This is a genomic window from Pseudarthrobacter sp. SL88, from assembly GCF_026672455.1.
GTDB lineage: Bacteria > Actinomycetota > Actinomycetes > Actinomycetales > Micrococcaceae > Arthrobacter.
Window position 1 is genome coordinate 1,800,598 of the sequence record NZ_JAPPRD010000001.1, and the last position, 24,848, is coordinate 1,825,445.

Annotated in this window: 25 protein-coding genes; 14 read left to right on the top strand and 11 right to left on the bottom strand. The window is 64.2% G+C overall.

Annotated features, from left to right (window positions below; translation table 11 throughout):
* Positions 1 to 69 precede the first annotated feature (69 nt).
* Positions 70 to 1,527: an LCP family protein gene (locus OVA06_RS08290; RefSeq protein ID WP_442793577.1), complete on the top strand. Its 1,458-nt coding sequence runs from the start codon at positions 70 to 72 to the stop codon at positions 1,525 to 1,527.
* A 97-nt stretch (positions 1,528 to 1,624) separates the two neighbouring features.
* Here the strand turns inward: OVA06_RS08290 and OVA06_RS08295 are convergent, their stop codons facing one another.
* A complete protein-coding gene (locus OVA06_RS08295) occupies positions 1,625 to 3,577 on the bottom strand; it encodes a M13 family metallopeptidase (protein ID WP_268157558.1) in 1,953 nt (650 codons plus the stop codon).
* A 251-nt stretch (positions 3,578 to 3,828) separates the two neighbouring features.
* Between OVA06_RS08295 and leuA the strand changes: the two genes are divergently transcribed.
* The 3 genes from leuA to OVA06_RS08310 all read left to right on the top strand — a co-directional run bounded on the left by leuA (position 3,829) and on the right by OVA06_RS08310 (position 7,248).
* Positions 3,829 to 5,568: a 2-isopropylmalate synthase gene (gene leuA / locus OVA06_RS08300; protein WP_268157560.1), complete on the top strand. Its 1,740-nt coding sequence runs from the start codon at positions 3,829 to 3,831 to the stop codon at positions 5,566 to 5,568.
* Positions 5,569 to 5,653: 85 nt separating this feature from the next.
* A complete protein-coding gene (gene recO / locus OVA06_RS08305) occupies positions 5,654 to 6,406 on the top strand; it encodes a DNA repair protein RecO (protein ID WP_056079297.1) in 753 nt (250 codons plus the stop codon).
* A gap of 2 nt (positions 6,407 to 6,408) precedes the next feature.
* Positions 6,409 to 7,248, top strand: coding sequence for an isoprenyl transferase (locus tag OVA06_RS08310; protein ID WP_056079294.1), 840 nt, complete (start codon positions 6,409 to 6,411; stop codon positions 7,246 to 7,248).
* On the opposite strand, the gene OVA06_RS08315 is transcribed toward OVA06_RS08310, so the two are convergent.
* Positions 7,194 to 8,201, bottom strand: coding sequence for an alpha/beta hydrolase (locus OVA06_RS08315; protein ID WP_056079292.1), 1,008 nt, complete (start codon positions 8,199 to 8,201; stop codon positions 7,194 to 7,196). The two genes, OVA06_RS08310 and OVA06_RS08315, sit on opposite strands and share 55 nt — an antisense overlap.
* A gap of 104 nt (positions 8,202 to 8,305) precedes the next feature.
* Here OVA06_RS08315 and OVA06_RS08320 point away from each other — a divergent pair, with 104 nt between their 5' ends.
* Positions 8,306 to 9,376, top strand: coding sequence for a quinone-dependent dihydroorotate dehydrogenase (locus tag OVA06_RS08320; protein WP_056079289.1), 1,071 nt, complete (start codon positions 8,306 to 8,308; stop codon positions 9,374 to 9,376).
* 80 nt (positions 9,377 to 9,456) lie between these two features.
* Here OVA06_RS08320 and OVA06_RS08325 read toward each other — a convergent pair whose 3' ends face one another.
* The gene (locus OVA06_RS08325; RefSeq protein WP_056079287.1) at positions 9,457 to 10,059 is read right to left on the bottom strand and encodes a DUF3043 domain-containing protein; all 603 of its coding nucleotides are present in this window, start codon (positions 10,057 to 10,059) and stop codon (positions 9,457 to 9,459) included.
* Between the two features lie 89 nt (positions 10,060 to 10,148).
* Here OVA06_RS08325 and OVA06_RS08330 point away from each other — a divergent pair, with 89 nt between their 5' ends.
* From OVA06_RS08330 to OVA06_RS08350, 5 genes are all read left to right on the top strand, one after another.
* The gene (locus OVA06_RS08330; protein WP_268157563.1) at positions 10,149 to 11,603 is read left to right on the top strand and encodes a dipeptidase; all 1,455 of its coding nucleotides are present in this window, start codon (positions 10,149 to 10,151) and stop codon (positions 11,601 to 11,603) included.
* Between the two features lie 192 nt (positions 11,604 to 11,795).
* A complete protein-coding gene (locus OVA06_RS08335; RefSeq protein WP_015937148.1) occupies positions 11,796 to 12,182 on the top strand; it encodes a HesB/IscA family protein in 387 nt (128 codons plus the stop codon).
* A gap of 187 nt (positions 12,183 to 12,369) precedes the next feature.
* Entirely contained in the window at positions 12,370 to 13,242 is an 873-nt protein-coding gene (gene ctaC / locus OVA06_RS08340; RefSeq protein ID WP_268157565.1) for an aa3-type cytochrome oxidase subunit II, read from the top strand.
* 10 nt (positions 13,243 to 13,252) lie between these two features.
* Entirely contained in the window at positions 13,253 to 14,980 is a 1,728-nt protein-coding gene (ctaD, locus tag OVA06_RS08345; RefSeq protein WP_056079279.1) for an aa3-type cytochrome oxidase subunit I, read from the top strand.
* The gene (locus tag OVA06_RS08350) at positions 14,977 to 15,378 is read left to right on the top strand and encodes a cytochrome c oxidase subunit 4 (RefSeq protein WP_056079276.1); all 402 of its coding nucleotides are present in this window, start codon (positions 14,977 to 14,979) and stop codon (positions 15,376 to 15,378) included. The genes ctaD and OVA06_RS08350 overlap by 4 nt, the downstream gene beginning before the upstream one ends.
* Before the next feature lie 79 nt (positions 15,379 to 15,457).
* Here OVA06_RS08350 and OVA06_RS08355 read toward each other — a convergent pair whose 3' ends face one another.
* Positions 15,458 to 15,769: an HPr family phosphocarrier protein gene (locus OVA06_RS08355; protein WP_268157568.1), complete on the bottom strand. Its 312-nt coding sequence runs from the start codon at positions 15,767 to 15,769 to the stop codon at positions 15,458 to 15,460.
* A 168-nt stretch (positions 15,770 to 15,937) separates the two neighbouring features.
* Between OVA06_RS08355 and OVA06_RS08360 the strand changes: the two genes are divergently transcribed.
* On the top strand, positions 15,938 to 16,708 hold the full coding sequence (locus OVA06_RS08360) for a GntR family transcriptional regulator (protein ID WP_261621216.1): 771 nt from the start codon (positions 15,938 to 15,940) through the stop codon (positions 16,706 to 16,708).
* A gap of 125 nt (positions 16,709 to 16,833) precedes the next feature.
* Here the strand turns inward: OVA06_RS08360 and qcrB are convergent, their stop codons facing one another.
* The 4 genes from qcrB to ctaE all read right to left on the bottom strand — a co-directional run bounded on the left by qcrB (position 16,834) and on the right by ctaE (position 21,199).
* On the bottom strand, positions 16,834 to 18,504 hold the full coding sequence (qcrB, locus tag OVA06_RS08365) for a cytochrome bc1 complex cytochrome b subunit (protein ID WP_056079268.1): 1,671 nt from the start codon (positions 18,502 to 18,504) through the stop codon (positions 16,834 to 16,836).
* Complete coding sequence (gene qcrA / locus OVA06_RS08370; RefSeq protein WP_056079264.1) at positions 18,482 to 19,552, bottom strand: cytochrome bc1 complex Rieske iron-sulfur subunit; 1,071 nt, start codon at positions 19,550 to 19,552, stop codon at positions 18,482 to 18,484. The genes qcrB and qcrA overlap by 23 nt, the downstream gene beginning before the upstream one ends.
* Before the next feature lie 97 nt (positions 19,553 to 19,649).
* Positions 19,650 to 20,438, bottom strand: coding sequence for a cytochrome bc1 complex diheme cytochrome c subunit (gene qcrC, locus OVA06_RS08375; RefSeq protein ID WP_015937140.1), 789 nt, complete (start codon positions 20,436 to 20,438; stop codon positions 19,650 to 19,652).
* An 86-nt stretch (positions 20,439 to 20,524) separates the two neighbouring features.
* Entirely contained in the window at positions 20,525 to 21,199 is a 675-nt protein-coding gene (gene ctaE, locus OVA06_RS08380; protein ID WP_390896676.1) for an aa3-type cytochrome oxidase subunit III, read from the bottom strand.
* A 112-nt stretch (positions 21,200 to 21,311) separates the two neighbouring features.
* On the opposite strand from ctaE, the gene trpD reads away from it, so the two are divergent.
* Positions 21,312 to 22,367 carry an anthranilate phosphoribosyltransferase gene (trpD, locus tag OVA06_RS08385; RefSeq protein WP_268157573.1) on the top strand — a complete coding sequence of 352 codons (1,056 nt, stop codon included), beginning with the start codon at positions 21,312 to 21,314 and terminating at the stop codon, positions 22,365 to 22,367.
* A gap of 15 nt (positions 22,368 to 22,382) precedes the next feature.
* Here the strand turns inward: trpD and OVA06_RS08390 are convergent, their stop codons facing one another.
* From OVA06_RS08390 to OVA06_RS08400, 3 genes are all read right to left on the bottom strand, one after another.
* Positions 22,383 to 22,664 (bottom strand): Lrp/AsnC family transcriptional regulator, encoded by a 282-nt coding sequence (locus OVA06_RS08390; RefSeq protein ID WP_268157575.1) that lies wholly within the window; start codon positions 22,662 to 22,664, stop codon positions 22,383 to 22,385.
* A gap of 125 nt (positions 22,665 to 22,789) precedes the next feature.
* Positions 22,790 to 23,179: a DUF3054 domain-containing protein gene (locus OVA06_RS08395; RefSeq protein ID WP_268157578.1), complete on the bottom strand. Its 390-nt coding sequence runs from the start codon at positions 23,177 to 23,179 to the stop codon at positions 22,790 to 22,792.
* A 62-nt stretch (positions 23,180 to 23,241) separates the two neighbouring features.
* Positions 23,242 to 23,514, bottom strand: coding sequence for a hypothetical protein (locus OVA06_RS08400; protein WP_268157580.1), 273 nt, complete (start codon positions 23,512 to 23,514; stop codon positions 23,242 to 23,244).
* A gap of 281 nt (positions 23,515 to 23,795) precedes the next feature.
* Here OVA06_RS08400 and OVA06_RS08405 point away from each other — a divergent pair, with 281 nt between their 5' ends.
* Together OVA06_RS08405 and OVA06_RS08410 are read left to right on the top strand one after the other, a co-directional pair.
* Positions 23,796 to 23,945, top strand: coding sequence for a hypothetical protein (locus tag OVA06_RS08405; RefSeq protein WP_268157582.1), 150 nt, complete (start codon positions 23,796 to 23,798; stop codon positions 23,943 to 23,945).
* A 12-nt stretch (positions 23,946 to 23,957) separates the two neighbouring features.
* Complete coding sequence (locus OVA06_RS08410) at positions 23,958 to 24,779, top strand: hypothetical protein (RefSeq protein WP_268157584.1); 822 nt, start codon at positions 23,958 to 23,960, stop codon at positions 24,777 to 24,779.
* Positions 24,780 to 24,848 lie beyond the last annotated feature (69 nt).

Consider the following 24,848-nt stretch of genomic DNA (forward strand, 5'->3'; position numbering starts at 1 on the left):
GGCCCCGTTTCCAGGCACGCCGACCAGGCCGGCCTGGGCGCTGCCCGGCACTTTGGGCCCATCCGGGGGATGCCCGTCTGGTTGAAGATCATCACCGCCATCGTCGCTGTGGCGTTGGTGGGCGGCCTGGCCTTTGCCGGATTTTGGTTCATCCGCCTCCAGAACAACATCTCGAAGGCGCCACTGAACGCCGGCGGATCGGGCACCGAGGGGCCGGTGAATGACGCCACCGGGCGGATGCAGATCCTAATCCTCGGGTCTGACACCCGCGACGGCAAGAACTCGGAATACGGCACATCCGATGACTCAACGGGCTATGGCAAATCTGACGTCATGATGCTGATGGACATCTCGGAGGACAACAAACGTGTGAGCGTCATCAGCTTCCCGCGTGACCTGCTGGTCAACATCCCCGCATGCAAGGACTCCAAGACCGGCCGTGAATATCCCGCGCGCAGTGGAGTGATGATCAACGAAGCCATGGGTGAGGCCGGAATCGGTTGTGCCGTGGATACCGTCAACAAACTGACCGGACTGGAAGTGGACCATTTCATGATGGCCGACTTCAACGCCGTAAAAGAGCTGTCCAACGCGGTGGGTGGCGTGGACGTCTGCGTCAGCGATGCCATCTATGATCCGGATTCCCGGCTCCGGCTGCCGGCAGGAACCTCTGCCGTGCAGGGCGAGCAGGCACTCGCCTTCCTTCGCACCCGGCACGCGTTCGCCGACGGCGGGGACCTGGGGCGTATCCAGGCACAGCAGGGCTTCCTGTCCTCGCTGACCCGGAAAATCAAGGACGAGGGAACGTTGTCGGATCCGGCCCGGATGCTGAAGATCGCCGACGTCGTCACCCAGAACCTCACGGTGGACGAAGGGCTGGCCTCGGTGCCCACCCTGCTGACCATCGGTAACCGGCTCAAGGACATCGACCTCGGGAAGGTGGCGTTTGTATCCGTGCCCACCACGCCTGCCGTGGCCGATCCCAACCGCCTCGAAATTGCCGAACCCGCGGGTTCCCAGCTTTTCACCGCGCTTCAGAAGGACGTCGACCTGACGGACCCCACTGCACCCACCACGCCGTCGCCCACAGAAAGCCCGTCCCCGTCAGCGACTCCGACGGAAACCGAAGCGCCCCTCCCGCCGTACAACAAGGCCCTCCAACCTGTTTCGGTGGCAAACGGCTCCGGCGTCCCCGGCCGTGCCCAGGAAATCGTCCAGGCACTGGTCTCCGGCGGCTTTACCCAGGCGGCCCAGTTCGAAGCGCAGGCCATAGCCCAGTCAGGCGTCTACTACGGTGCCAACTACGCTGACGTCGCAGCGGACGCGGCCGCGCTCCTGGGGATTCCCGCCTCACAGGTAATCCCGGCGCCCGGGGTGTCGGGTGTCCAGGTCTACCTCGGCAGCGATTTCACGTCGGGGGCCACCTACGGGAGCGGATCCGGCACGGCCCTGCCGGGCGACATCGTCAACCAGACTGCCGGGGATGCCCGCTGCCAGCAGGCCAACCCCGAACTGATCGTCCGGTAGCTCACCAGCCGCGCTGCGGCATCGGAGCCATTACAGCAACGGCCGCGGTGCCAGCCCGTCAGGCTGGCTCCGCGGCCGCTGCCGTTCTCCGGACGGATTACCAGATGCTGACCCGCTCGGCGGACGGCATCCACATCCCGTCCTGCTCGGTCACCTCGAAGGCTTCGTGGAAAGCGTCGAGGTTGCGGGCGATGGCGTTGGTCCTGAACTCGTTGGGGGAGTGCGGGTCAGTTGCCAGGCGGCGGATTGCCTCCTCCTGCCTGATGACCTGGCGCCAGCCGGCCGCCCACGAAGCGAAAAACCGCTGGTGGCCGGTCAGGCCGTCCAGGACCTCCGGTTCCCGGCCTTCCAGGCTGATCCGGTAGGCCTTGTGCGCAATGGCCAGACCCGCAAGGTCGCCGATGTTCTCGCCCAGGGTCAGCCGGCCGTTGACGTGGTGTCCCGGGGCGGCCGCGGGGGAGAGGGCATCGTACTGCGCCACGAGGCGGGCGGTGAGCTTCTCGAACGCCTGCCGGTCCGCGTCCGTCCACCAGTTGCGGAGGGCGCCACCGCCGTCGAACTGGGAACCCTGGTCGTCAAAGCCGTGGCCGATTTCATGACCGATTACAGCCCCGATACCGCCATAGTTAACGGCGTCATCGGCGTCGGCCGTGAAGAACGGCGGCTGAAGGATGGCGGCAGGGAAAACAATCTCGTTCATCATGGGGTGGTAGTAGGCGTTGACCGTCTGCGGTGTCATGAGCCACTTGTTGCGGTCTACCGGCTTGCCCACCTCATCGAGGTGCCGGTCGACGTCGGCGTTATGGGCGCGCTCCACGTTCCCGAGGAGGTCACTGGGGTCTATCTCCACGGTAGAGTAGTCGATCCATTCGTCGGGGAATCCGATCTTGGCGCGGAACCCGTCCAGTTTGCGCAGGGCTTCGGCTTTGGTGTCCGAACCCATCCAGCCCACTTCGGTGATGCTGCTCCGGTACGCCTCGATGAGGTTGCCCACGAGGGTCTGCATCCTTGCTTTGTGGGATTCCGGGAAGTGCCGTGCCACGTAGATCTGCCCGACGGCCTCACCGAGGGCCGCCTCCACTACAGCGACGCCGCGCTTCCAGCGGTCCTTGTTTCGCGGGGTGCCACTGATCGTGGTGCCGTAGAACGCAAAGTTCGCATCGACGACGGCCTGCGACAGGTAGGGTGCCGCGGCGCTGACAACGCGCATTGCCAGCCAGTCCCGCCACGCGTCCAGCGGTTCGGTTTCCAGGAGGGCTGCCGCGCCCGAGAAGAAGTCGGGGGTGCTCACCACGATTTCCTGCCGCTTCTCTCCGGCAATGTCCGCGGCCTCGAACCAGGTGGCAAGAAGTGGGAACAGTTCCCCGGCTTGCTCTGCTGTCTTGAGGTTGTAGGTCTTTTGCGGATCCCGCAGGGTGACGTTGTCCCAGTGGTGCGAGGCCAGCTTGGTTTCCAGGTCCACCACACGTTCCGCGGCAGCCTTTGCGTCCTCCCGCCCCGCCAGCGCCAGCATCGTTGCTACGTGGGTGCGGTACGCGGCGACCGTTGGCGCAAACTTCTCGTCGCGGTAGTAGGACTCATCGGGGAGGCCAAGGCCGCCCTGTCCGGTGTACAGCAGGACACGGTCCGGGTTTCCGGCATCAGGGGCCGGGTAGATGTAGAAGAGCCCGCCCACGTCCGAGCGGAAGAGCCGTCCGGCCAATGCAACGAGGTCAGTGGCCGAGGCTGCTGCGTAGACATCCGCGAGCCGCTGACGGATCGGTTCGAGACCTTTCGCTTCAGCTGCGGCCTCATCCATGAAGCTGTTGTACAGCCCGCCGATCTTGCGTTCTATGCCGCTCGCCGATTCACCCTTGGCGGCGGCTTCCTCGATGATGTCCCGCACGGCGAGTTCCGAGCCGTCCCGCAAAGCGGTGAAGGTCCCTTCCAGCGGCCGGTCGTCCGGAATCTCGGTGGCCTTCAGCCAGGCACCGTTGACGTGCTGGTAAAGGTCGTCCTGCGGCCGGACCGTGTGATCAATGGTGGAAAGGTCGATCCCCGAAATGGGCACTGAAACTCCTTTTGCTGCGACGCCGCTGCCGGCACAAATGCCCGGTGCGTCTGCATGATGGACTTTACGGACGGTAGTGCCCTTTCATCTTACGCACCCGTGTTACCCTCAAAAGGTGCGTGCAGAGTTCCTCCTCCTTAGCTGCCGCGGCGAGGCTACAGACGCTATCTAGCGCAAGGCCCACCCTCGCTGCGGAGTTTGTGTTGCCCGGCCACCCTTTCACTGAAGATCCATAGAAAAGGCCCCAAGTAATGCGAAACGCACAGAAGTCCTCAGGAATGCCCTTCCGCCGCTACACGCCGTTCCAGGACCAGATCACCGTCGAGATGCCGGACCGTACATGGCCGGACAAGGTGATCACCAAGGCCCCGCGCTGGTGTGCAGTGGACCTGCGGGACGGCAACCAGGCGCTGATCGATCCCATGAGCCCGGCACGGAAAATGAAGATGTTCGACCTGCTGGTGCGCATGGGTTACAAGGAAATCGAGGTCGGCTTTCCGTCCGCGTCGCAGACTGACTTCGACTTCGTCCGCCAGCTGATCGAGGGCAACCACATCCCGGATGATGTCACCATCCAGGTCCTCACCCAGGCCCGAGAGCACCTGATTGAGCGGACGTACGAATCCCTCGTAGGTGCGAGGCAGGCCATCGTCCACCTGTACAACTCCACGTCCGTGCTGCAGCGGCGCGTCGTCTTCAACCAGGACGAGGACGGCATCCTGGACATCGCACTCCAGGGTGCGCGGCTGTGCCGGAAGTACGAGGAAACGCTGGCCGACACACACATCACCTACGAATACTCACCGGAGTCCTTCACCGGAACGGAACTGGAGTACGCCGTCCGCGTCTGCAACGCCGTCGCCGATGTCTTTGAAGCCTCGGCAGACCGGCAGGTCATCATCAACCTGCCTGCCACCGTGGAAATGGCCACCCCCAACGTGTACGCCGATTCAATTGAATGGATGAGCCGGCACCTGCACCCCCGCGAAGGCATCATCCTCTCGCTGCACCCGCACAACGACCGCGGCACCGGCGTGGCCGCCGCCGAGCTGGGCTACATGGCCGGCGCAGACAGGATCGAAGGCTGCCTGTTCGGCAACGGCGAGCGTACCGGCAACGTGGACCTGGTGACCCTGGGACTGAACCTGTTCGTGCAGGGCATCGACCCGATGATCGACTTCTCCGACATCGATGATGTCCGCCGGACCGTTGAATACTGCAACCAGCTGCCCGTCCCCGAGCGGTCCCCTTACGGCGGCGACCTGGTGTTCACAGCTTTCTCCGGCTCACATCAGGACGCCATCAAGAAGGGCTTCGAGGCCCTGGAACGCGACGCCGCCGCCGCCGGCAAGGACGTTGCGGACGCCACCTGGCAGGTGCCCTACCTGCCGGTTGATCCCAAGGACCTGGGCCGCAGCTACGAGGCCGTCATCCGCGTCAACTCCCAGTCCGGCAAGGGTGGCGTGGCCTACCTGCTCAAGAACGAGCACAGCCTGGACCTGCCCCGCCGGGCCCAGATCGAGTTCTCCGGTGTCATCCAGCGGCGCACGGACACCGTGGGCGGCGAAGTCAGCGGCGCCCAGCTCTGGCAGATCTTCCAGGACGAGTACCTGCCCTCCGGCAAGACCGACGGCCAGTGGGGACGCTACTCCCTGGGCTCGGTCAAGACCGAGACTGATAACGACGGCGGCATGACGCTGCACGCGTCACTCACCGTCGACGGTGCACAGGTCAGCCGTACCGGTACCGGAAACGGTCCCATCGCCGCGCTGCTGAACATCCTCACCCAAGATGGTGTGGACGTGCGCGTGCTGGACTACAGCGAGCACGCCCTGTCCGAAGGCGGCAACGCGATGGCCGCAGCGTATGTCGAATGCGCAGTGGGCGAGCGGGTCCTGTGGGGCGTGGGCATTGATGCAAACACCAGCATGTCCTCGCTGAAGGCCGTTATCTCCGCCGTCAACCGCGCCATCCGCGACGCCCAGTCCTGATCCGCGGGCCGCCGCGTTGCCCTTGTTTCGGGGCCGCGCGGCGGCGCAGGGGCTGCCGGACCGTTCAGGGATGGGAAGATAGAGCGTGGCCCAACAATCCTTCGCCTCCCGGGCATACCGCGACGACGCCGTGGTTCTTCGTACCCACAAGCTGGGCGAAGCCGACAGGATCATCACGCTACTGACGAAGCACCACGGGCAGGTCCGGGCAGTTGCCAAAGGCGTACGCCGCACCAGCAGCCGTTTCGGTGCGCGGCTCGAGCCGTTCATGGTGGCTGATCTCCAGCTGATCTCAGGCCGGACCCTGGACATCGTGACCCAGGCTGTGGCCAAAGGCGCCTACGGCGGCAGCATCGCCGCCGATTACGGCCGCTACACCGTCGCCGCAGCCATGACCGAAACAGCCGAGAAGCTCACCGACGTGGACGGTGAGGCTGCCACGGCCCAATACAACCTCCTGGTAGGTGCATTGGCCGCCCTGAGCCGGAACGAGCACGCTGCCGGCCTTATCCTCGACTCCTACCTCCTGCGGGCACTGGCCACAGGAGGCTGGGCCCCGAGCTTCACCGACTGCGCCCGGTGCGGTATGCCGGGCCCGCACACGGCATTCGCCACTGCCCTGGGCGGCATGGTGTGCCCGGACTGCAGGCCACCGGGCTCGCCCGCTCCGGCCGCCGAAACTGTCATCCTGCTGGCGGCACTGCTCACCGGAGACTGGCCAACGGCTGATGCTTCCTTACCGCTGCACCGCAAGGAAGCCGCCGGCCTGGTGGCCGCATACCTGCAATGGCACCTCGAACGGGTGCTGAAATCCCTCAAACATGTGGAGCGTAGCTGACAGTGGCCTTGGGAAAAAAGACGAACCCCGCCCGCAGGCGTACCCAACCGGTGGTCCCGCCTTCCCCGCACCCCTCGGGGGCCGTTCCGCCGTCCATCCCGGCTGAATTCATTCCCCGCCACGTGGCCATTGTCATGGACGGCAACGGCCGCTGGGCAAACCAGCGGGGACTTCCCCGGATCGAAGGACATAAGGCAGGCGAACCCGCACTGCTCGATGTCATGGCCGGAGCCATCCAACTCGGCATCGAGTATGTCAGTGTCTACGCATTCTCCACGGAAAACTGGCGCAGGTCCCCTGAAGAGGTCCGCTTCCTCATGGGTTTTAACAAGGACGTGCTACGTCGCCAGCGCAACCAGCTGGACGAATGGGGCGTCCGGGTCCGCTGGTCGGGCCGGCGGCCGAAGCTCTGGGGCTCGGTAATCCGGGAGCTGGAAGAGGCAGAGGACTACACGGCCGGCAACACCACCTGCACGTTGACCATGTGTGTTAATTACGGCGGACGGGCGGAGATCACCGACGCTGTGTCTGCCATAGCTGCAGAGGTCGCCGCAGGACGGCTGAAGCCCGGTGCGATTACGGAGCGCACCATCCAGAAGTACCTTGATGAACCGGACCTTCCCGACGTGGACCTTTTCCTTCGCAGCTCAGGGGAACAGAGGTTGTCGAACTTCCTGCTCTGGCAATCGGCGTATGCCGAGTTCGTATTCATGGACACGCTGTGGCCGGACGTGGACCGGCGGACACTGTGGGCGGCGGTAGAGGAATATGCGCGGCGTGACCGGCGCTACGGCGGCGCAGTGGACGCAGCGGCCCGGCCCGGTGGCTCCTCGGCGCCGTAGGCACTCAGCCATCGCGCGAGGCGGGCGTAGGCGTCGGCACGCACCTCGGCAGGGGAGAGGAAAACATCGTGCAGGGCACCTTCAATCCGCTCCACCGTGACGCTCCGGCCCAATGCCAGGGCCCTGGCCCCGATGATGTTCACATCCAGCACGGCGTCAGTGCGGCGCATGGCTTCGGACCACAGCAGTCCGGTCGCACTCCCGGCGGAGAGCAGCACCAGGATGGGCACCTGGATGTTCAGCCCCCGGGCAACGCGCGCATGGCCCGCCAGCACTGCGCTCAGCCAGCCTGCCCGCACCGGGAAGGCCATCGGTGGCCGGTACCGGTCGTCGATGGTCCACTCTCCCTCGGCCGCGCTGCTGATGGTCCGCCAGTAGAATCCCCGTTCAGGCAGCCGAAGGACGGCCGTGGGCCGCAGCCTCGCCATCGGCGCCATGAGACCCGAAGCGGCGCGCCGGACCAGTGAGCTGCCGTGCATTTCCAGCCATGGGCTGTTGAGCACCAGCCGCGACACGGAACCCGGGTGTCCCGCGGCCCACAGTGCTGCCACGAGGCCCCCGGTCGAATGTCCCATCAGGGTGATGGGCCCGGGCGGGTCCCCGCCTCCGATGATGACCCGGGCCGCCTCAATCTCGGCATCGTAGTCAGCCAGATGCGACACAAAGCCCCCCGGTGCGTCCGGGCGCAGGCTCCTGCCGTGGTTATGCATGTCCAGGGCGTAGAAGTCATAGCCTGCCGAGTTCCAGAACATGGCCAGGTCCACGTTGAAAAAGTAGTCACTCCAGCCGTGCAGGAAGAGGACGGGCCGGCGCGTTTGTTGTGGCGGGGCGGTGCCGCCCGGCGCCGGCCGGAAGCGCACCAGCGTGGCGGTCCGTTGCACGCCGTCGGCTCCCTTGGCCTCGAACGCAAAGGACTGGAATCCGGCGCCCAGGATGTCCTCTTCCCATGCCATGGACCCATGCTAATCCGGCAGCGGGTGGCGCGGACCCAGCAGCCGCGCCCCTGTTTGGGCGTCACCGTTTTGGTCCACGGCCCGTGAGGCGGAAAACTGGTTGCATGCGCGTTTACCCCACATTCTTCAAGTTGGCTTTCTCCTGGATGGACGCCGAGCGCGCCCATACCCTCGGCTTCAAGGGGATCCGGCTGGCGCATTCGTCCGGGGCGGGGAAGGTGCTCCGCAGGCTGACCGCACCGGCCCCATCCCTGCAGACCACCGCCTTCGGCGTCACCTTCCCGTCACCGTTCGGACTTGCAGCGGGGTTCGACAAGGAAGGGCACGGCATCGAAGCCCTCACCGAGCTTGGCTTCGGCCACGTTGAAGTGGGCACCATTACCGGCCAGGCGCAGCCGGGCAACGAGCAGCCGCGGCTGTTCCGCCTGGTCCAGGACCGTGCGGTCATCAACAGGATGGGCTTCAACAACGACGGCGCCGCTGCCGTGGCTCCCCGCCTCAAGTCCGCCCGGGCCGCCCTGCAGCGGACGCACCCCGCGGTGCGGCCGGTCATCGGGGTCAACATCGGCAAGACCAAAGCTGTTGAGCTTGCCGATGCGGTGGATGACTACCGCATCAGCGCACGCACCCTTGCACCTGCCGCCGACTACCTCGTGGTCAATGTCAGTTCCCCCAACACGCCGGGACTGCGGCTGCTGCAGGATGTCGAAACGTTGCGCCCCCTCCTCACCGCCGTTGGCGAGGAAGCCGACCGTGCTGCGGGCCGGCACGTGCCGCTGCTGGTGAAGATTGCTCCGGACCTCAGCGACGAAGACATCGACGCCGTTGCACAGCTCGCCCTGGACCTGAAGCTGGACGGCATTATTGCCACCAATACCACCATCGCCAGGACGGGGCTGGCTTCCCCGGACGAAACAGTCGAACAGTGCGGGGCGGGCGGGCTGTCCGGCGCACCGCTGAAGCAGCGTTCCTTGGCGGTGCTCCGCCGGCTCAAGCAGGCAACCGGAGACGCCCTGACCCTCGTCGCCGTCGGGGGCGTGGAAACAGCCGAGGACGTGCAGGACCGGCTCGACGCGGGGGCGACCCTGGTCCAGGGTTACACGGCATTCCTGTACGAAGGCCCCTTCTGGGCGGCCCGCATCAACCGGCAACTGGCCCGCACACGGCGGTCCTGAAACACTGCGGGTCCTGACCCGTTAAACAGCAGTCCCCGGCAGGTGACCCGCCGGGGACTGTTGTTTAACGGAACTCTGACTCAGGAGGGAAACTGGCCGCGGCTGACCTGCGGCTTGGGCAGCCTCAACTTGCGGAACTGGAGGGAGCGCATGGAACCGTACCAAACGGTGCCGCGCTCAACCTCGCCGAACTTCTCCGCCAGCCGCTTGCGCAGTTTGCGGGACAGCAGGAACACGTCCACGAACACTGCCAGGAACATGACCCAGAAAGCACCCAGGACGTAAATCATGTAATCGCTGGATGCCGGCACCACCAGGGAAACCAGAACGAAAACAAGGGCGCCGAACATGAGAAACTCGCCCAGGCTGAACCGGGCATCGACGAAGTCGCGGGCAAACCGCTTCTGCGGTCCCTTGTCCCGCAAGGGCAGGAACTTTTCGTCCCCGGTGTCAAGGGCCTGGCGCATCTTCTGCCGCTGGTCCTGGATGACCTGGCGCTCGGCAGCCTTGGAGGCCTTACGGTCCTCCGGCACCAGCGGACGCTTGCGGGCGGCTTCCTGGGCCCTCCGCGTTGGAGTGGGGGCACCCTTGCCGATGACACCCGCCTGGCGCGCCGCCGCTTCCGCCGCCTGCTGGTCTACTGTCTCCTGCGCCGAGGGCGCTTCTTTTTTACGTCCGAACACCTGACCAGAATACCTTGCGGGACGTGTCGGGATTCCTTGGCTGCGGCTGTTGCCGAAGCAACAGATGTGACGGGAGTAATGTTTTGGCCATGACTCCCTCGCCAACGGCAACCCCGCATGATCCGCAAGGCCCCTCATCCCCGGGCCCTGAGACAACAGGCCAGACGGACCAGCTCCGGGCCGCCGTCGACCGTTCCTTTGACCAAACACTGCGCCGCCTCAAGGAACTGGTGGCGATTCCCGGGATCGCCTGGCCCAGCTTCGACCGGGCCCCGCTGGAACGCAGTGCCGAAGCGGTGACGGAACTGCTCCGCGACGCCGGACTGGACGAAGTGCAGACCCTCGCCTGCCCCAAGCCGGACGGCACGCCCGGCGGTCCCGCCGTCGTCGCACGCCGTCCCGCAGCTCCCGGCAAGCCAACCATCCTGCTGTACGCCCACCATGACGTCCAGCCTCCCGGCGACGAAGCCCTGTGGGAAACACGGCCGTTCACCGCGGTGGAAAAAGATGGCCGTCTCTATGGCCGGGGCGCCGCTGACGACAAAGCCGGCATCATGGCCCACATTGCCGCCTACGCCGCAGTCTCGGAGGTGGTCGGCGAACTGGGACTGGGCGTGACGTTCTTCTTCGAAGGCGAAGAGGAAGCCGGATCGCCCACCTTCCGGCCCTTCCTGGAGGCCAACCGCGAACTGCTGCAGGCCGACGTTATCGTCGTTGCAGACTCAAGCAACTGGAAAGTGGGCGTCCCTGCCCTCACCACCAGCCTGCGTGGCCTCGTTGACGGCACCATTGAAGTGCAGGTGCTCGACCACGCCGTGCACTCCGGCATGTACGGCGGCCCGGTGCTGGACGCCCCCACGCTCCTCTCGCGGCTGATCGCCACACTCCATGACGACGACGGCAACGTCGCGATCGACGGGCTCGTGGCCACGGACAACGCTGCCGTGGACCTCCCGGAAGCCGACTACCGCGCCGATGCTTCAGTGCTCGACGGCGTCCGGCTCGCCGGAACGGGCAGCATCGCCTCCCGCCTGTGGACCAAGCCTGCGCTGTCCATCATCGGCTTTGACGCCCCCGCCGTGGACGTCGCCTCGAACACCCTGCTGCCGCGGGCCCGGGCCAAGTTCAGCCTCCGACTCGCGCCGGGCCAGGATCCCGCCGCCGCTATGGACGCTGTTGGCCGCCACGTGGAAGCCAAGGCACCGTTCGGCGCGAAGGTCATCTTCACGCCGGGGGAGAGCGGCAATCCCTTCCAGACGGACACCGCATCACCGGCGGCCCGCCTGGCAATGTGGGCGCTGGGGGAGGCCTGGGGCGTCCCGGCCGTCGAAACAGGGATAGGCGGTTCCATTCCCTTTATTGCGGACCTGCTGGAGCTGTACCCTGACGTGCAGATCCTTGTCACGGGCGTTGAAGACCCGGACTCGAGGGCGCACAGCGCCAACGAATCCCTGCACCTGGGCGACTTCCGGCGTGCAATCCTGGCCGAGGCGCTCATGCTTGCCCGGCTCAACAGCGGAGGCCTGGACGTGCAGCCCGGCTGATTCGGCTGACAGGTGGGCAGGGCGTTCCCCGCCAAGCCGGCTAAGGAACAACGGCGAGCCTTTCATGGTTACGTCAGGAGTTAGAGCTACAAGGCTGTCCGACGTAGCATGTAGCTATAGCCCATACCCAATCCGTAGGGGCAGGCACCGCAGAAGCGGAGCCGCCAGGACCCGTCCCAAGAAGGTAGGCCAATGAGCACCGCAACCAATGAGAACAGCACCGCAACCACCAGCGAATCCGGCGAACTGCCGGTCCACGAGGTCAACCTGACCGATGTCGCCGCAGGCAAGGTACGCAGCCTTCTCGAACAGGAAGGCCGCACGGACCTGCGCCTTCGGGTTGCCGTGCAGCCCGGCGGCTGCTCCGGCCTGATCTACCAGCTGTACTTCGACGAGCGGATTCTCGACGGCGACGCCGTACGTGATTACGACGGTGTCGAGGTCGTGGTGGACAAGATGAGCGTCCCGTACCTCAGCGGCGCCAGCATCGACTTCGAAGACACCATTTCCAAGCAGGGATTCACCATCGACAACCCCAATGCCGGTGGCTCCTGTGCCTGTGGAGATTCCTTCCACTAAGCCGGTCATTTTGCCGTATGCCTGCGCCGTGTCTCCTGCCAACCAGATTGGCTGGGAGGCGCGGCGCCGACATGTGGGCGAAACGTCCGGGGGAGCGGTAAGCTCTACACCGAGTAGTAAAACTTTTAGTGTGCCCGGGGCCGCCGATGGCTGCCCGGACAACAGCAACAAGTAGGAAGGGCCGTCTGTGAGTTCGCAGAACCGAACCGGCAGCCGACGCAAAACGATCACAACGATCACTGGCTTGGCAATTGCCAGCGCGTTGGTTTTGACCGGATGTTCGCCAGAGGTAGAGAAGGGGTGGCTGCCGACTGAACGCGGCACCACCAGCAACACCGACCGCATCATGGACCTCTGGGTCAACTCATGGATTGCCGCGCTGGTGGTGGGCACCATTACCTGGGGCCTCATCATCTGGTGCCTGGTGGCGTACCGCCGCCGCAAGGGGACTGTTGGGTTCCCGCGGCAGACCAGTTTCAACCTTCCGCTTGAGGTCTTTTACCTGACCATCCCGATCTTCATGGTCCTGGTGTTCTTCTACTTCACCGACCGTGACCAGCAGGCCATTGATGACCGCTCCCAGCCGGCCGACGTCGTAGTTGACGTCCGCGGCAAGCAGTGGGCCTGGGACTTCAACTACAAGTCCGGCGACGTCATCCAGGAAGACCTCCACGAAGCCGGTGTCCAGGCGCACCTGACCGGCAACACCATCGACAAGGAACAGCTCCCCACGCTGTACTTGCCGGTGAACAAGTCTGTTGACCTCGAGCTCAACGCCCGCGACGTCATCCACTCGTTCTGGGTTCCCGCCTTCCTGCAGAAGCGCGACATGATCCCCGGAAAGACCAACTACATCAGGTTCACCCCCACTAAAGAGGGCACCTACGACGGCAAGTGTGCCGAACTCTGCGGCGAGTACCACTCCGAAATGCTGTTCCGCGTCAAGGTGGTGTCGGAATCTGAATTCCAGGCCCACATGGACGGGCTGAAAGCAGCCGGCAACACCGGGCTGCTGGGCGTGGAGTACGACCGCAACCCTAACCTGAACGAAATTAAGTAAGGGGAGCGACGTGGCTACGTACACTCAATCCGCACCCACAGGAGCCCTGCAGGCTCCGGTGGTACCGAAGTCCAAGGGACGCATCGTCGTCAACTGGATCACCTCCACTGACCACAAGACCATCGGGTACATGTACCTGATCGCCTCGTTCGTCTTCTTCTGCCTCGGCGGCGTCATGGCGCTGCTCATTCGTGCCGAGCTCTTCGAGCCCGGCATGCAGATCCTGCAGACGAAGGAACAGTACAACCAGCTGTTCACCATGCACGGCACAGTCATGCTGCTGATGTTCGCCACTCCGCTGTTCGCCGGCTTCGCCAACGTCATCATGCCGCTGCAGATCGGCGCGCCCGACGTTGCGTTCCCGCGTCTGAACGCCCTGGCCTTCTGGTTCTTCCTCTTTGGCTCCACCATTGCGGTGTCCGGCTTCATCACCCCGCAGGGTGCAGCATCCTTCGGCTGGTTCGCCTACGCACCACTGTCGAACACAACATTCAGCCCCGGCATCGGCGGTGACCTTTGGGTCTTCGGCCTGGCGCTCTCCGGCTTCGGCACCATCCTCGGTGCGGTCAACTTCATCACCACCATCATCTGCATGCGCGCCCCGGGCATGACCATGTGGCGCATGCCGATCTTCACCTGGAACACCCTCATCACGGCCATCCTGGTCCTGATGGCGTTCCCCCCGCTGGCCGCCGCACTGTTCGCCCTGGGCGCCGACCGCCGGTTTGGTGCACACATCTTCGATCCCGAAAACGGCGGTGCCGTCCTCTGGCAGCACCTGTTCTGGTTCTTTGGCCACCCCGAGGTGTACATCATCGCGCTGCCGTTCTTCGGCATCGTTTCCGAGATCTTCCCGGTGTTCAGCCGCAAGCCGATCTTCGGCTACAAGGGCCTCGTTTACGCCACGATCGCCATCGCTGCACTGTCCGTGACGGTGTGGGCCCACCACATGTACGTCACCGGCTCGGTGCTCCTGCCGTTCTTCGCCTTCATGACGATGCTCATTGCCGTTCCGACCGGCGTGAAGTTCTTCAACTGGATCGGCACCATGTGGCGCGGCTCCATCACGTTCGAAACCCCCATGCTCTGGAGCATCGGGTTCCTCGTCACGTTCCTGTTCGGCGGCCTGACCGGCATCATCCTGGCTTCGCCTCCGCTCGACTTCCACGTCTCGGACTCCTACTTCGTGGTGGCGCACTTCCACTACGTGGTCTTCGGAACCGTGGTGTTCGCCATGTTCGCCGGCTTCTACTTCTGGTGGCCCAAGTGGACCGGAAAAATGCTCAACGAGCGCCTCGGCAAGATCCACTTCTGGCTCCTGTTCCTGGGCTTCCACGGCACGTTCCTCATCCAGCACTGGCTTGGCGTCGAAGGCATGCCCCGCCGCTACGCCGACTACCTGGTGGAAGACAACTTCACCTGGATGAACCAGTTCTCCACGGTGGCGTCCTTCGTCCTCGGTGCCTCGCTGATTCCGTTCTTCTGGAACGTCTACATCACGTGGCGGAAGGCCGAAAAGGTCCAGGTTGATGATCCCTGGGGCTTCGGTGCCTCGCTCGAATGGGCCACGTCCTGCCCGCCGCCGCGCCACAACTTCACCTCGCTGCCCCGGATCCGTTCGGAGCGCCCCGCCCTGGACCTGCACCACCCTGAGCTGCGCCAGGTCCACACCGTCGAGTCGCCGGCACCTGCGGCCAGCGTCCTCGGCAACGCCGACCAGAAGGACACCGCACAGTGAAAATCGAATCTTGGATCTTTGGATCGGGAGTATTCTTCTTCATCCCTGTCTCCATCGTGTACGGGTTCCTGACGCATTGGAACGAGTGGGTCGGCACCCTGGGTGTCCTGCTCGTAGGCGGACTGGCCGGCATGATCGGCGCGTACCTTGGTTTCACCGCCAAACGCGTGGGGATGCGCCCCGAGGACCGCAGCGACGCTGAGATCCACGAAGGTGCCGGCGAGCAGGGGCACTTCAGCCCCTGGAGCTGGTGGCCCCTGGTCCTCGGTCTGGCCTGCGCCACCGGGTTCCTTGGATTGGCCGTCGGGTTCTGGATTGTCTTCATTGCTGCCGGCCTTGCGGTCGTAGCGCTTGTCGGCTGGGTTTACGAATACAGCCGTGGGGACCACGCCCACTAGGCAACACACTTAACAACGACGCCGGCCCCCACCATTGGTGGGGGCCGGCGTCGTTGGTTCTCGGCTAGCTTGTGCCGAGCTAGTGCCGGACAGCGGGCTGCAGGGCTCCCTGCGCCGCGAGGAGGTCTCCGAGGGACTGGAGGGCTCCCGCGGCATTTTCCGCGCTCACAGGTCCGTCCAAGGCTGTATCGCTGACCGTGAGCTGCACTTCACAGCCGTGCTGGAAGTCGGCAGCCATCACCTGAAGCAGCGACCTCGCATCGACGGCCGGGCTGCCGTCCTTGGCAATGACCACGGGAAGGCCCGTATCCATGACGGCCCGGACAAAATCGGCCGCAGGCCTTGCATGAAGGCCGACAGAAGCCGTGACCACGGCCTTGTGTGATGGCAAAGGGGACTCCTTCGTCTTGACGGAACCGTCCGTCTGTCGCGTAAATCTTCCAGCCCAAATATATATCCGGCTTCCAGTCGCTGCCGCCATGGAGCCTTCGGCAGGAACACAGCTGGTCTAGACCTGACCTACGATTAGAAACGGTACCAAGCAGGAAAAGGCGGACTCATGGCGGCTGCAGCCAAAACCATCAAGGGCGACATAGACCGCACCAGCGGTGTCGCCATTTACATTCAATTGCGGGAGATTTTGCGCGCCTACATCGCGGAGGCCTGCCCGCCCGGATCGGCGCTGCCTTCAGAGCGTGACTTGGCCGAACGATTCGGTCTCGCCCGGATGACTGTCCGCCAGGCCATCGATGCCCTGGTGGGCGAGGAAGTCATTGAACGCGTTGTTGGCCTTGGTACCTTTGTCCGCCGGCCTAAGCTTGACCTCCAGGTAAAGCTCACCTCGTACAGCGAGGAAATGCAGCGCCGTGGCATGGTCCCGGCCGCAAAGGTCCTCAGCTTTGAACAGATCGGTGCCAGCGCCTTCCTCGCCCGCGAACTGCAGCTGGACGAAGGCACCCCGCTGGTGCGTTTCCGCAGGCTCCTCCTGGCGGACGGAGAGCCCATGAGCGTGGATGAGAACTTTATCCCCGCCCACCGCGTTCCGGGCCTGCTCGACGGCGAGCCCCCCACATCCCTGTACAACGTCCTGAGCGAACAGTTCGGCCTGGTCATGGAGTGGGGTGAGGACATGATCGAGGCAACGGCTTCCTCTCCGTCCACGGCGCGCCTCCTCAACGTGGAAGTGGGTTCACCGCTCTTGAAGATCCAACGGCATGCCTTTGTGGCCCGCGCCATGGTGGACTACTCCGTTTCCTACTACCGGGCAGACCGCTACAAGCTCTGGGTGCCCCTGCAGCGCCCGGGGGCACGCCGGGCGCGGAACCTCTAAGCGGGCTGCGAAGGGGAGCGGCCCCACCGAATCCTGGCGCTGCGGCCACCTGGACGCGGGATACAAACAGAGCAGGGCCCGGTCCTTTCGGATCGGGCCCTGCTCTGTTTGGTGCCTGGGTGAACCTAGTGGGAGAGGCTCTTGGCTTCCTCGGAGGCTTCCACTGCCGCGTGGCCGTGGCCGTGGGCTGCTTCAAGCTCTGCAGGTGTAGCCGGAGCTACACGGTCCTCGAAGAACCACTTGGAGAGGAAGGCGCGGCGCTTCTCGTTGCCGGTCACCACACCGTGCTCGTTCGGTACCGCGGGGAGTACCTCGGGCGATTCGAATCCGACCAGCTTGTACCGCTTGTACTCGTCGAGCGGAGCGTGAACCTCGATGAACTCACCGTGGGGCAACCGGACGATGCGTCCGGTTTCCCGGCCGTGCAGTGCAATCTCGCGGTCTTTGCGCTGGAGCGCAAGGGCGACGCGCTTGGCAACGATGAATCCGATAATCGGTCCGATGAAGAACAGGGCACGGAGCCAGTAGGTGACGTCGTTGAGGGACACGTGGAAGTGCGTGGCAATGAGGTCAGAGCCGGCAGCCGCCCACATAACGCAATACCAGATGAAACCTGCAACACCGATGCCCGTACGGGTGGGGGCGTTGCGGGGACGGTCCAGAACGTGGTGTTCGCGGTTGTCCTTCGTGATCCAGCGCTCGATCCACGGGTAGGTGAACATCACCGTGAACAGAATGCCGGCGGGTACCAGGGCGGGAAGCAGCACGTTGAATGTGAAGACGAAGCCCAGCCAGGTCTGCTCTACGTGCCAGTCACCAAAGGTGCCGGGCATCAGGCGCAGCGCACCGTCCACGAATCCGATGTACCAGTCAGGCTGTGTACCGGCGGAAACGGGGGAGGGGTCGTAGGGACCGTAGTTCCAGATCGGGTTGATGGTGAAGAACGCTGCCATCAGTGCCAGGACACCGAAGACGATGAAGAAGAAGCCGCCGGCCTTGGCTGCGTACACGGGGCCAAGCGGGTAGCCGACAACGTTGTTGTCGTTGCGTCCCGGGCCGGGGTACTGGGTGTGCTTGTGGACCACAACCATGAACAGGTGGAGCACGATCATGAGGAGGATCAGTGCCGGCACCAGCAGGATGTGCAGCATGTAGAGGCGGCTGATGATCGCCGTTCCCGGGAATTCTCCGCCGAACAGGAAGAAGGAGATGTAGGTACCAACCACCGGGATGGACTTGATGACGCCGTCGATGATGCGGAGGCCGTTACCCGAGAGCAGGTCATCAGGAAGTGAGTAGCCGGTGAAGCCGGCAGCCATGGCCAGGATGAGCAGGACGCAGCCCACAACCCAGTTCATTTCACGAGGACGGCGGAATGCGCCGGTGAAGAACACGCGAAGCATGTGTACGGCGATGGAAGCCACGAACAGAAGGGCTGCCCAGTGGTGGACCTGGCGCATGAACAGGCCGCCACGGATATCGAAGGAGATGTCCAGCGAGGAGCTGTAGGCGACCGACATTTCGACGCCCTTAAGGGGCACATACGATCCGTCGTAGTGGGTCTCCGCCATGGACGGGTCGAAGAAGAACGTCAGGAACGTACCCGAAAGCAGCAGGATCACGAACGAGTAGAGCGCGACCTCGCCGAACATGAAGGACCAGTGGTCGGGGAAGACTTTGCGGCCGAATTCCCGGAGGATTCCGGACCCGCCAACTCGAGAATCGACGAAGTCGGTAACCCGGCCTGCCTTGGTTTTGGCGACGAAAGCGGGCTCAGCTGTTGATGCTGCGCTCATGCATATCACGCTCCCAGTAACTCGGTCCTACAGGTTCATGAAAGTCGCTGGTGGCGACGAGGTAGCCTTCGTCATCAACTGCGATGGGCAGCTGGGGGAGAGGGCGGCTGGCCGGTCCGAAGATCACCTTGCACTCTTGAGTGAGGTCAAAGGTTGACTGGTGGCACGGGCACAGCAGGTGGTGCGTCTGCTGCTCGTACAGAGCAACAGGGCAGCCAACGTGGGTGCAGATCTTGGAGTACGCAACGATGCCGTTGTATCCCCAGTCCTCGCGGCCTTCAGAGGGATGCAGGGACGCCGGGTCCAGGCGCATGAGCAGCACAACAGCCTTGGCCTTCTCGTTGAGCTTGCCCTCGTGGAGCTCGTTCAGGCCTTCCGGAATGACGTGGAAGGCCGAACCGATGGTGACATCTGCGGCCTTGATCGGCGTACCGTCAGGGTCGCGGGCCAGGCGCTTGAGCTTGCCGTCCTGCGGCGCCCACATGGTGTGGGCAAGCTTGTTATCGGGCCGGGGACCCAGATCGCCGAAAATAGCCACTGCGGGCAGGGGAGCGAGGGCCACAGCGCCGAGAAGGGTGTTGCGGATCAGGGGGCGGCGCTTGATGCCGGTCTCTTCCACAATGTCATCAACGATGCGGACTGCAGCCTGGCGGTCCTCCTCGTAACGGATGGCGTGGCGCTCTTCCGATACTTCGTGATCCGGCATCAGGGCCTTGGCCCAGTGGACGATGCCGGTACCGATGCCGAGCATGGCGAATGCCGTGCCAACACCAAGGAGGGCATTCTGCAACCGGATGGTTGCGATGTTGGAATCCTCGCCCAGGTCGATGGCGAAGTACGCCACCAGGAAGATCAGGGTTCCAACGACAGAGATGCCAAATAGTAAGGCGACCTGCCGTTCTGCCCGCTTTGCGGCTTTCGGATCCGTGTCAGCCAGGCGCAAACGATGCGGGGGAATTCCAGGATCCTGGAACTTCTCCACCTCATTCTGACCAGCCGTAGCTACGGTGCCCGAGTGGTTCGGACTGCCGTCACTATGGTTGCCCATAATTCGCCTCATCCTTCTCTCGTCCCGGCGGCTGCCGGGTTAGTTTCTAATATCAACCTGCTGGACTTTGCAGCAGAAAGTTTGGTGCGGGACCGCGTCAGGATGTGCGGGACGTCAGCCAGATGGTGAAGGCAATGATGACACCCAGGCCGGCAACCCAAACGAAGAGGCCTTCAGCAACAGGACCCAGCGAACCGAGGTCGGCGCCACCCGGGGAACCGGTGCTTTCGATCTGCTTCAGGAACGTGATGATGTCCTTCTTGCCTTCAGGGGTGATGTTCGAATCGCTGAAGACCGGCATGTTCTGCGGACCGGTCGCCATTGCTTCGTAGATGTGCTTACCTGATACGTCGGCGAGGGCCGGAGCGAACTTGCCGCGGGTCAGGGCGCCACCGGCAGCGGCGGCGTTGTGGCACATGGCGCAGTTGGTGCGGAACAGCTCACCGCCGGCGGCAGCGTCACCGCCGCCGTTCACCAGGTCTTCTTCAGGGATTGCCGGGCCGGCACCCAGGGAAGCGACATAGGCTGAAAGCTGATGGGTCTGCTCGTCGTTGAACTGGGCGGGCTTCTTGAGGGCCTGCGGTCCGTTCATCTGCATCGGCATGCGGCCGGTGCCCACCTGGAAGTCAACAGCAGCGGCGCCGACGCCCACCAGTGACGGGCCATCAGCGGTACCGCTGGCACCCATGCCGTGGCACGTTGCGCAGTTCGCCGCGAAGAGCTTGCCGCCCTCTTCAGTGTCGTTGGCACTGTAGGTGGTAGTGGAAGCCTTTGCCTCGTTGACGGTGGTGGCCACAGCGTACAGCCCACCCGTAAGGAGTAGCCCCATCAGGAGCAGCGCTATTGCTGCCAGTGGGTGACGCCGCTTTTGTGAGAGTGCCTTCACGTGGTGGTTCCTTTATTCGTTCCTGCGACGGCTTGTGGAGCCGCGACCTGAAATTCTGCCTCGTGTAGAAAAAGTTTCAAAACTGGTTACTTGAGTACGTAGATGACCAGGAAGAGGCCGATCCACACGACGTCAACGAAGTGCCAGTAGTAAGAGGTGACAATCGCCGAGGTGGCTTCGAAGTGACCGAACTTCTTGGCGGCGAACGACCGGCCCATGATGAGCAGGAAGGCAACGAGGCCGCCGATGACGTGAAGACCGTGGAAGCCGGTGGTCATGTAGAAGGCGGAGCCGTAGGCGTTCGAGGAGAGCGAGACGTGCTCGGAAACCAGCATCGCGTACTCGGTGGTCTGGCCCGCGACAAAGAAGGCGCCCATGATGAACGTCAGGGTGAACCATTCGTTCATGCCCCAGCGGGAGAACGAGAACACCCCTCCGGTGCGGCGCGGCTGGAGCCGTTCGGCGGCGAAGACGCCCATCTGGCAAGTAAAGGAACTTGCCACGAGGACGATGGTGTTAACGAGCGCAAAGGGGAAGTTGAGCTTGGCTGTCTCGTCCGCCCACATCTGAGCGCTCGTGGAGCGCAGTGTGAAGTACATGGCGAAGAGACCGGCGAAGAACATCAACTCGCTGGACAGCCACACAACGGTTCCAACGGAAACCATATTGGGGCGGTTCAGCGTGGGGTGCGCCGGGGTACTGGGGGCATGGGTCGCAGATGTCACATAGACATTATGTCTGTAAAAGTCCGTGCTGCCCAACGCAAACCGCCTTTTGGGGAGACTTTTTCTACAAAGACGCGAAATCGCGCTGAAAAGTTCCCGCACCGGTTCATATTGGTCAGCCGCCGCCATCCCTCGATAGCATCAGCAGGTGACTTCACAGGCTTCCCCAGCGTCCGGCAACACCTGGCCCCGACTGATCTCAGCGCTGATCAGCGGGCGTGACCTCACCGCGGACAACACTTCCTGGGCCATGGACACGATCATGTCCGGGGAAGCCACGCCTGCGCAGATCGCCGGCTTCCTGGTGGCCCTCAGTGGCAAGGGGGAGACGGTCGAGGAACTGTCGGGACTCGTGGACGCCATGCTCGCACACGCCAAACCCATCAGCATCTCAGGGGAAAAGCTCGACATCGTCGGTACAGGCGGTGACCAGCTGAATACCGTCAACATTTCCACGATGGCGGCGCTGGTCGCAGCCGGCGCCGGCGCGCGGGTGGTGAAGCACGGCAACCGGGCCGCGTCGTCGTCGTCCGGCTCTGCCGACGTGCTTGAGGCCCTCGGGGTGCGGCTGGACCTGGCGATCGACCGCGTGGCCAGGAACGCGGAAGAGGCGGGAATCACCTTTTGCTTCGCCCAGGTATTCCATCCTTCGTTCCGCCATACCGCCGTGCCGAGGAAAGAACTGGCGATCCCCACTGCCTTCAACTTCCTGGGTCCGCTGACCAACCCCGCCAAGGTGCAGGCATCTGCCGTTGGCGTCGCAAACGCCAGGATGGCACCCCTGGTGGCGGGAGTCCTGGCGCGGCGGGGGAGCAGGGGCCTGGTGTTCCGCGGTAATGACGGCCTTGATGAGCTCACCACCACCGGCCCCTCCACGGTGTGGGAGATCCGTAACGGCAGCGTCGAAGCTTTGGAGTTCTCGCCCCGTGACCTGGGCATCAGCCCGGCCACCGTGGAAGAGCTTCGTGGCGGCGATGCGAGGGCGAACGCGGTGGTTGTCCGCGAGGTCCTGGCGGGAAAGGAGGGGCCGGCGCGGGACGCCGTCCTGCTGAATGCTGCCGCCGGCCTGGTGGCCTTCGATCTTTCAGCCGAGGGAACATTCCTGGACAGGATGCACGGTGCCTACGCCCGCGCGGCCGCGTCCATCGATAGCGGTGCCGCGGCCGCAGTGCTTGACAAGTGGGTCTCGCTCACAGCCTCATAGAGGCAGATGCCTTGCCTACTGTTCGAACCCCAGCGAAAAGGCCGCGTCAAGGTCGTGCTGGGAGTAGGCCCGGAACGCTATGTGGGTGGTGGTGTGGACCACCGCCGGAACTTTCGAGAGCCGGTCGGCAATGACATCCGCAAGGTCTTCATGCCGGGTAACCCTGGCGACGGCGATCAGGTCCCACTCGCCGGTGACGGAGTACACCTCGCTGATGCCTTCGATCGCTGAGATCTCCTCGGCCGTCTCGGGAATGCGGGAAGCGTCCGTTTTGATCAGGACGAATGCGGTGATCACGTTGAAACCCTCCGGATCTGTTGCGCCGCGGCATTGACCGGCGCGTTTCTTGGTCCTGCCAGCCTATTACATCAGTGCCTGCCCCGGCCTGATCCAACATGGTGGGCCCGGGGGAGAGCCGGCGCTCAGCTTCGACGGCGCCGGATGATGCGGTACAGCGCCCGGTACCCCATGAGCAGCACGGCCAGGCTGAGGAGGGCGACGACGACGAAAGGCACCACGACGGTCTGCCCCGTAAGGGCCCTGAGCAGCATGCCGCCAATGAGGCTCCCCAGCCATACACCGGCGCCGGCCCGGCGCAGGGACATGGGGGCGCGCCATGCACGTGTTGCGAGCCAGCCCGCGGCCGCCCCGGCGAGGAAAGGCCAGGCCGTGAGAAAGACGCCGGTAATGATCCCGTCCCGGGCATGTGCGTCGCGGCCGATCGCCGCGAACACCAGGATCAGGACAACGTCCGCCACGGCAGCGACGACAACCAAGGGGCTGGAGGCAGGCCCGGATTTCGAAAGACTCATGGTTTCGAGCCTATCCGTCGGCCGCGAAGCTACCCGCATCGGCACCTGCCGCTGTGGCAGGCTCAGAGGCGGTGCACCAGCCAGCCAGGTTCCCACCGCACTGAATATGGGCCGTTGCCGTCCTGTTCAACCAGGATGTGCGTGACCGTGTACGCGATGGCCGAGCCAATCACGGCGCGCACTTTCACCGGCGCTGGCCGGCGCATCAGCACAGGCCTTCCCGGCGCATGCGTCAGTGCCTCTTCCCGCAGTGCACTCGGCGTCCGGCGGCCGGGGGGCTGGGGGAGTACAAACAATGATGTGCTCTGGTCTTCGAGATACGGGGACTGCGGCATCGGGCATCCTGGCGCTAAGGAGTTGCACCGGCACCATCTTCATAGGCGCAGGCGGCTTGTGGAGACGCCGGGAACCCGTTTTGCCAACTGGCGGGCCCGGATTGATGGCGCCTTAGGGGAACGACGATAATCGGCCGGCAAGACGTTTGGCATCCGTAGGCTGTACCCGACTTGCCGGCCGCGGGCTACCTGTCCGCACGCGGTTGGGGGAAGGTCTGGCTGGATGAAGTAGATTCAGTCCTAGGCCTGCCCGCTGGATGATTGACTGCGTTGGAGGAACTGTGAACAAGCCGCTGTGGATCTGTTGCCTGCTCGGTGCGGCCTTGGGCATCGCCATCGGGTTGGCATTCTTTGACACTCCCTTCCTGGGCTTTGCTCTTGGACTTGGCCTGGGGGCGGTGGTCGGGGCCGGCATGGGCGTCCGGCGCTAGACTGGAACGGTCATGAACGGCGCGCGTCCCCGTCACAGCGTATGGCTGGCAGCATTGGCCAGCCTGCTTGTGGCATGCACGCCGGTCAACAGCACAGATGCAGCTGCCGGCGGCGCGTCGCCCACAGCGACCGTACAACCGGCGGGCGGGACTGCCGGGTCTTCCCCGCAACCCGCTGCTGCCGCCACAACGCCGGCACCCCTTCCCACTGTCACTCCGCCGCCGGCACCCGGACCGTATGCCATCAATCTCTACCGCGAAGGTGACTTCGTTCCGCAGTACACCTTCGACTGGTGCGTTGCGGCGAGCGTCCAAATGGCCCACAACCTGATCGATGACACAGGTGGGGGAACGTGGTCGGACAGCGTCCAGCAGGGGGAGCTGTGGGACTTGGCCCGCGCACGGTCATCCGACTCCTTCAACGGTGCCAACCCGTTTGGCTGGGCGCACGTGCTCACCGCTTCCGGGATGGGTCCCTACAGCGTGGTCAGCGTCGCCGACTATGGGGTGGCCCTGCAGACGGCGGCGCGTGCAATCGCCGAGACGGGCCGGCCGGTGGGCCTGGTGATGTGGAGCGGCCGGCATGCATGGGTGATGAGCGGCTTCGAGTCGGTTGGTGATCCGGCGAAGTTCCAGAACTTCCGTGTCACCGGAATCCATGTCATGGATCCGTTGTACCCCTACGGCAGCCAACAATGGGGGCCGTCACCTGTACCCAACAGCCTGCTGACGCCTGAGGAACTCGCCACCCAGTTTGTTGTCAGGGAACCCCGGCGATGGAGTTCGCAGCTGCCGGCCGGATACCTCCTGGTGCTTCCACAGGACGCTGCCTGATGGGCCGATCTGAAGGCCTCGCACACAGAACGAGGGGAGAGGCTGACCGCCCCTTCCGGAGCGGCAGTT